The sequence below is a fragment of the Clostridium sp. UBA4548 genome (genome assembly GCF_002387895.1).
Taxonomy (GTDB): domain Bacteria; phylum Bacillota; class Clostridia; order Clostridiales; family Clostridiaceae; genus Clostridium_J.
Genome location: NZ_DGLI01000025.1, coordinates 246,613 through 253,674 on the forward strand (window position 1 = coordinate 246,613; position 7,062 = coordinate 253,674).

The 7,062-nt window shown below is 30.2% G+C and carries 8 protein-coding genes; 7 read left to right on the forward strand and 1 reads right to left on the reverse strand.

Annotated features, from left to right (window positions below):
- The first annotated feature begins 410 nt into the window (after positions 1-410).
- The 6 genes from B3040_RS10690 (at position 411) to B3040_RS10715 (ending at position 5,518) form a co-directional block, all read left to right on the forward strand.
- Positions 411-1,076, forward strand: coding sequence for a UDP-N-acetylglucosamine pyrophosphorylase (locus B3040_RS10690; RefSeq protein WP_291573087.1), 666 nt, complete (start codon positions 411-413; stop codon positions 1,074-1,076).
- Positions 1,077-1,370: 294 nt separating this feature from the next.
- Positions 1,371-1,910, forward strand: a complete 540-nt coding sequence (locus B3040_RS10695; protein WP_291573090.1) for a GNAT family N-acetyltransferase — start codon at positions 1,371-1,373, stop codon at positions 1,908-1,910.
- Positions 1,911-2,122: 212 nt separating this feature from the next.
- Positions 2,123-2,995: an aminoglycoside 6-adenylyltransferase gene (locus B3040_RS10700; RefSeq protein ID WP_291573092.1), complete on the forward strand. Its 873-nt coding sequence runs from the start codon at positions 2,123-2,125 to the stop codon at positions 2,993-2,995.
- Positions 2,996-3,282: 287 nt separating this feature from the next.
- Entirely contained in the window at positions 3,283-4,053 is a 771-nt protein-coding gene (locus B3040_RS10705) for an alpha/beta fold hydrolase (RefSeq protein WP_291573093.1), read from the forward strand.
- Positions 4,054-4,164: 111 nt separating this feature from the next.
- Entirely contained in the window at positions 4,165-4,776 is a 612-nt protein-coding gene (locus B3040_RS10710) for a DUF6273 domain-containing protein (protein WP_291573095.1), read from the forward strand.
- Between the two features lie 64 nt (positions 4,777-4,840).
- On the forward strand, positions 4,841-5,518 hold the full coding sequence (locus B3040_RS10715; RefSeq protein WP_291573097.1) for a CPBP family intramembrane glutamic endopeptidase: 678 nt from the start codon (positions 4,841-4,843) through the stop codon (positions 5,516-5,518).
- A 254-nt stretch (positions 5,519-5,772) separates the two neighbouring features.
- Here B3040_RS10715 and B3040_RS10720 read toward each other — a convergent pair whose 3' ends face one another.
- Positions 5,773-6,354 (reverse strand): sigma-70 family RNA polymerase sigma factor, encoded by a 582-nt coding sequence (locus B3040_RS10720; protein WP_291573099.1) that lies wholly within the window; start codon positions 6,352-6,354, stop codon positions 5,773-5,775.
- 264 nt (positions 6,355-6,618) lie between these two features.
- On the opposite strand from B3040_RS10720, the gene B3040_RS10725 reads away from it, so the two are divergent.
- Positions 6,619-6,771, forward strand: coding sequence for a hypothetical protein (locus B3040_RS10725; protein WP_291573101.1), 153 nt, complete (start codon positions 6,619-6,621; stop codon positions 6,769-6,771).
- Positions 6,772-7,062: the final 291 nt, after the last annotated feature.

Here is a 7,062-nt window from a genome sequence, read left to right on the forward strand (position 1 = left end):
TAGAGTTGAAGTAAGATAATTTTAGTTTTTGGATCTTTCAAATATCTATTTAGTTGCATCCTATAATATGAAGAGTTCAATACAAGCCCTAGGTTTATGAAAAATTTAAGTAGTCACTAAGAAAAGTACCCAAGGAGTTATTAAGCTATGGTGCAATTTTCTCAGTGGCTTATTTTCATGCCACTAAAAGTTTAAACTCAACTAATAGGTAGGCATTCATAGCTGAAGCTTATACGACCTTTAAATCGCAATTGGAATTTGGTTTTGACTAAATTTTTATGTAAGTAATGAAAAGGTACAGGTATATTATTACAGTAATTTTGTGGTAAAATTAACTTACTAGAGTTATATAAGAATTTAATATAAAGTCAAACTAGTAGATTATGCAAAATACATTAAGGAGGATTATTATGGGGATTTCTGTTGATGAACTTTTTACATTGAGTGAATTAGATGCACAAGCAATATTTTGTGGGGTTAAGTATCCTTGGGAAGTTCTTGCAATTATTAATACTTTTATTTTTGAATATGCAAAAACTTTGCCTAATGATTTTGAAAGAATAGAGGAATTTATATGGGTTGGCAAAGGCACTACTATTGAAAAAAGTGCTCTGATAAAAGGTCCTGCGATAATTGGTTATAATTGTGAAATCAGACATTCTGCTTATATTAGAGGAAATGTTATCATTGGTAATGATGTTATTGTTGGAAACTCAACTGAAATTAAAAATTCAATTTTGTTTAACAAAGTGCAGGTTCCACATTATAATTATGTTAGTGATTCAGTATTAGGGTATAAATCCCATTTAGGGGCTGGTGCAATAACCTCTAATTTAAAGTCTAATGGAACATTGGTAAAAGTAAAATATGGTACAGATATTATTGAAACTGGTTTAAGAAAATTTGGCGCAATTTTAGGTGATTCATCGGAAGTAGGATGTAATGCAGTTTTAAACCCAGGGACAATATTAGGTAAAGATAGTATCGTTTATCCATTATGTTCTGTGAGGGGTTATATTTCAGAGAATAGTATTTTGAAAAGTAGTGGTGAAATTGTAGAGAGAAAACGAAGTTAAGTAATTAGAATATTTGTCCAGGATTTCGTTTCCAGAAGTAAGTTTTACAGTATTTCACTTAACTACATTCTTAAAGTATGTCTTAACCATAGAATTATGATTAATTTAAATATATAAAGTATGAAGGTTATGTAGTTTCTACATAACCTTTTTACTAAAAATAAAGCATATTGGAGAAAGTTATGAAAAGGTATAGGTATATTATTACAGTAATTATATGGTAGAATTGAAATGATTAGATAGTGTACTGATATAATTAAAAGTGAATTTATTATAAATCAAATAAGGAGGGAAATGAGAATTTGTAGACAGTGGAACACACATAATTTTATAATACGAAAGGCTGATAACGATGATGTTGAAATTTTAAATCGTATCTGTTCTTCTTGGGAAGATAAAATCATTGTTGAGGGTGAGGGATTCCCGCAAGGCTACATAGAAAATTGCATTAATAATGGTGATTTACCACCTATTAAAGGAGCAGATATATCCAACTATTATTTTATGGTAATACAAAGAATAAATGGTGAAATAATAGGTTTTTTTGATTTGTATCATGGTTATCCAAATAATGAAACTATCTGGATAAGCATTTTTATGATTGATAAAAATTCTCAAGGAAACTCTTGTGGTGAAGAGGTAATTAAATCGATTTGTGATGAATGTAAAAAACAGGGGTGGAAATCAATTGGACTAAGTGTTTATTTGAAAAATTGGAAAGGACTCCGCTTTTGGACAAACAATGGGTTTGATAAAATAATAGGGGTTTTTGGAGATAAAAAATATAGTGAAAAAACGTTTTCAATTATTGGGCTTCAGAAGGAACTAAATTAATTCCTAAATTCCAATGTACCAATCAGATTAAATAAGTAATATTCAAATATGATATAGTAAATGAAATTCTTAAATACAACTTTAATTTTAATGTACGTAATGAAAAGACATAGGAATATTATTGCAATAATTATATGGTAAAATAAAATTAGTATAATAGTCATTGCAGTAAAAAGCGCTAAATAAGGTTATTTATTATTTGGAGGATAAAAATGCGTACAGAACAAGAAATGTTTGATTTAATTATAAATATTGCAAAGAATGATGATAGAATTCGTGCAGTTTTCATGAATGGTTCAAGAATAAACCCCAATGCTAAAAAAGATATTTTTCAGGATTATGATATTGAATATGTTGTTAAGGAAACAAAGTCTTTTCGTGAAGACAAAAGTTGGATTGATAAATTTGGTGAACGGTTATATATGCAATATCCAGAAGGTAATTCGCTTTATCCAAGTGATGTGGAAAATTGCTATGCTTGGCTTATGCAGTTTACAGATGGAAATCGTCTCGATTTAACTATATGTACATTAACGCAGGCACTTAAAGATATTAGAAATGATAAACTTTGTAAAATACTACTGGATAAAGACAACTGTTTACCATATATACCAGAGGCAACAGATGAAACTCATTGGGTAAAGAAACCGACAGAGTGTCAATTCATGGATGCATGTAATGAATTTTGGTGGTGTCTTAATAATGTTGCTAAGGGTTTATGGAGAGAAGAAGTACCATGTGTAATGGACATGCTAAATCATGCTGTACGTCCGATGTTACTACTATTATTAGGATGGAAAATTGGATATGATACGAATTTTACAGTTAGTATTGGAAAATCAGGAAAGTACATGTATAGATGGCTAAAAGAGAGCGAATGGAATGCATTTTTGAAAACTTATCCTTCTGGAGTTGTAAAAGATATTTGGGAATCAGTATTTATTATGTGTGATTTATTTAATGATATAGCAAAAGAAGTATCCTTTATCATGAACATTAAATATAACGAAGTTGAGGCAAATAACAGCTTGAAGTTTTTAAAAGATGTTTTCGTATTACCTAAAGATGCTGAAAAAATATATTAGTAAGTAGTATAAGGTATTCGTTATGTAAGTAAATTTGCTTAGTAATCTTCTTAAGATATGTCTTAATCATAGAAATATAATTAATTTAAACCTACAAAAATATGAAGGGTATGTAGTTTATACATAATCTTTCTACCAATAAATAAAGCGTCTTAAAGCTTTCTGATATAAGCTTTAAGACTTGATCTCCTAACCTAAGAGAGCAACAAAAAAATAATATAGTTAAAGATCAATAGTAATTTACTTAGAAGAAGATTAAAGTATTTATATTTAACAAGGAGGTTATTATGAAAGAGTTTATAGTAGATAATAAAATCAGGTATCATGATTTTCCAGGTAAAGATACCCCAATATTATTTATTCATGGTTTAGGCTGCGCTGGATCTTTTGATTATCCTGAAGTCGCAGCACAAACTGAGTTAATTGAACACAGACGAATATTAATAGATTTACTTGGCAGTGGCTTTAGTGATAAACCTGATAATTACTTATATACCATAAAAGAACATGCAGACTATCTGTATAGTTTTATACAAGAGCAAAAACTTCATAAGTTTATTATTTTTGCGCATAGTTTAGGCGGGCCTATTGCACTTGAACTTGCAGATAAATGCAGAGAGCAGGTTGAAACAATAATTCTTAGTGAAGCTAATTTAGATAAAAGCAGTGTAGGCTCATGTAGTTATGAATTTGGAACTTGTGATGAAGAAGATTTCGTAAGTGGGGTATTTGATGAAACTGTTAATTCGAATTCAATTGAAAATTCTATGTGGTCAGCTACATTATCAGTTTGTTCTTCAATAGCAATTAGCAGAATTTCAAAGTCTGCAGTTGCTGGCGGTGACCCATCGTGGCGTGACATATTATATTCATTACAATGTAAAAGGACTTTTATTTTTGGTGAAAAATCTTTACCAGATGACGATAAAATTGAGTTGGAAAGACAAAGAATAAATATTGAAATTGTCAAATCAGCAGGACATTCTATGGCTTGGGAAAATCCAAAGGGATTAGCAGAAGCAATAAAAAAAGGCATCCTTTATGCACGAGAATTATAGATGTTATAAAAAAGGATAAATTCCAATTTGTAAAGTAAAGTATTATTTTTAGCTTTATCTTTTCAATTTCCAGTCAGGCAGATTACCTATTACAAAGAAAGAAGTGGTTAAATGGAAGGTATTAAAATCGACTCATTATTGCCATTCGGCGGTTATAATTGGCGCGTCCTTGACATTCAAAACAATAAGGCTTTGATTATAACCGAAGATATTATAGATCAACGCCCTTACCATGATGCCTATAAAGATATAACATGGGCTGACTGCGCCTTAAGAAAATATCTTAATGGTGAATTTTACGACAAATTTAACGAAACTGATAAATCAAGAATAAATCCTGTAATAAATAAAAATCTTGATAATCAGTGGTATGGTTCAAAGGGCGGAGCAGATACGCAAGATAACGTATTTTTATTAAGCCTTGAGGAAGTGTGCAAATATTTCGGTGATAGCAGTGCAAAACTGCAAAACCCAGGGAAAAATCAAAGATATTGGTTTGAAAGAAAAGATGAAAACAACAGTAAGCGAATAGCAAGACTTCTGGGTAAAGAAGGGAGTTGGTGGTGGTGGCTTCGGTCGCCGGGTCGCGTTAATTTAAAAGCCGTGTACATCTTCGGGACTGACGGTAATATAGGTATCCAAGGCAACAATATATTGAAAGGCAACATCAGCGATGGCAAATGTACAGGCGGTGTACGTCCCGCTTTGTGGTTGAAGCTATAAATGTGAAATTTCCATATGAAATAATCCGCAAAAGGGTAAAACAAAAGGGGAGAGGGGTATCAATATGGAACTTGTTAAACCAAAGGTGTTTTATGTATTCTCAATATTATATATTATTTTTATTTCTATAATATCAATATATCTTAATGGCTTTGTAGAATTTGATCCAAGCAATTACAAAATGTTACTTATAGCTATTATTTTATGGCTGCTTTTATATATACCAATTCCAATATCTGTGATGAAAGCTAAATATGAAATAAGTGAATTCGGTTTTAAGATCACAAAAGCATTGCTAATATCTTTGCCCATATTTTTAATATTTATTTTACCAAAGGCAAACTATGACATATCAATAAACACATTTTACTGGGCAATATTAATTTCTTTTGCAAGGGTAGGAGAAGAAGTATTCTATAGAGGGTTTGTTTATACTTTATGTTTAAAGTTATTTAAACATAAAAATACACCTTGGAACTGGGCTATAGTTTTATCAAGTTTATTATTTGCCATGATGCATACTCAATATGACCTTGGTATAATGGTGAGCACTTTTATTTTAGCTATCTTCCTAGGATTATTAAGGCATATCACGGATTCAATATTAATTCCAATTATAATTCATTGTGCCTTAGCTGGTGGCATATTGACTATACTACTGGGAATATTTATATATTTTACATTTGTACTAATAGCATTCTTAAGAAAAGAAAAAGTATTTGAGTTAGTAAAATCAAGCTAAAACTTCAATTTGTAATTCAAAGAGAATTTATTATAAACTAAATCAGGAGGGAAAAAGAGAAGTTTAGTATAAATGGGCTTAAAAAACAAAAGACATTCTTTTTCAAGCCCATTTATAGAAATAGTTTTATTATTTTAACAGTTTACTATAAAGGGAGCATATCATTTCCATAGAGTTAACATGCTTTTTCTACAGTCTATACTGTTAGAAAATATCTACAAGCTTACAACTTTCCCATTTAAAATGGCAATTTACTATATAATATAATCTTCCTTTAAAAGACCATTTTTCAGCTTCTTAAGCATATTATTCCTTCTAGTAATTGCTGTTATATAAGAAATACCCTTACGGTGAGAATATTGTTTTAAAGAATGCTTTTCAAAATAAACAAACTTTATAAGTTCCAGTTCATCTCTAGTTAGATTTTTCAGTACCGCTTTTAATGTTTTATTAAGAGAAGCTTTATAGATTTCATTTTCAACAAAGTCCATATCATAAGATAAAACATGGTCTAGATTATTATCTAAAATCAAGGTTTTAGGACCTTCTCTATTGTCTCTTCTTTTGGAAATTCTAATTAAGTTATTTATGGAGTTTTTTATTGCATTGGTGGCATAGGCTACAAATCTATGCTTGCTCAGATCATAAACTCTTACACATTTAAACAGGGTTTGGTAGCATTCGTTCTTAAGATCCTCAAACTCAAAGCCATTTACATAAGATTTTTTACATAGGTTTAAAATAAAGGGTTTAAAGTCTTCCACTAGCTCTTCTTTAGCTTTTTCATTACCAGTTTTTGAAAGTAGCACTAGGCTCTCGATTTTTGAAAAGTTCATTTTTATTCTCCTTTCTATATGAAATTTATTTTCTAGTGGAATATTTCTTTACTGAGGAGGTTTACAATTTCATATCTATTCATCATAATACATGCACAGGGGGAGATGATACTGAGATTCTTTGCTATCTTGAGGAAAGGGGAGAAAACTTTGCATGGGCTATTCTTCCAGAATTGTGGAACTTGGATTTAGAAATGTTGGGGTGAAATATAGAGAGAATTTATATGCGCTTAATAAAACTAAAATGTCTGCAATACTGTTTGAATGTGCTTTTGTGATAATGAAATTGATATAAAAGGCTATAATCCAGAAGCTATGGTTGAAGTTATATTTATAGGAATTTGCAAATTATTAGATGTTAGTATTAAGTATGAAGAGGATAATCCAAAGGAAAAAGTTAAAGATGGGGGGATTTGATTTCAAAGTCCTTAGGAAAACAAACTTGTTCAGTTGTTATTAAATTTCATTTATAAGGTGAGCAGTAGGTCATAGAAGAAATAGTTTAATTTAAACTTTCTTCATGGTCTTTTTTATTTTATAGGTGAAAGCGTTGAAAATCTTTGGTGGATAGGCTACCTAAGAATTTGAAGCAAGAAGTAATCTAGTGGGATATGAGGGAGTGATATGTATTTCTTTACATATAATTATAAAGTAAAAACATGGAAGTTGCAAACCTAAGGTTTTAATTGTTTGAGTCAAGTTAAAGTT

Coding starts and splice junctions, on each gene's coding strand:
- B3040_RS10690 (WP_291573087.1), top strand. CDS start 411: ATGGGGATTTCTGTTGATGAACTTTTTACATTGAGTGAATTAGATGCA.
- B3040_RS10695 (WP_291573090.1), top strand. CDS start 1,371: ATGAGAATTTGTAGACAGTGGAACACACATAATTTTATAATACGAAAG.
- B3040_RS10700 (WP_291573092.1), top strand. CDS start 2,123: ATGCGTACAGAACAAGAAATGTTTGATTTAATTATAAATATTGCAAAG.
- B3040_RS10705 (WP_291573093.1), top strand. CDS start 3,283: ATGAAAGAGTTTATAGTAGATAATAAAATCAGGTATCATGATTTTCCA.
- B3040_RS10710 (WP_291573095.1), top strand. CDS start 4,165: ATGGAAGGTATTAAAATCGACTCATTATTGCCATTCGGCGGTTATAAT.
- B3040_RS10715 (WP_291573097.1), top strand. CDS start 4,841: ATGGAACTTGTTAAACCAAAGGTGTTTTATGTATTCTCAATATTATAT.
- B3040_RS10720 (WP_291573099.1), bottom strand. CDS start 6,354: ATGAACTTTTCAAAAATCGAGAGCCTAGTGCTACTTTCAAAAACTGGT.
- B3040_RS10725 (WP_291573101.1), top strand. CDS start 6,619: ATGTGCTTTTGTGATAATGAAATTGATATAAAAGGCTATAATCCAGAA.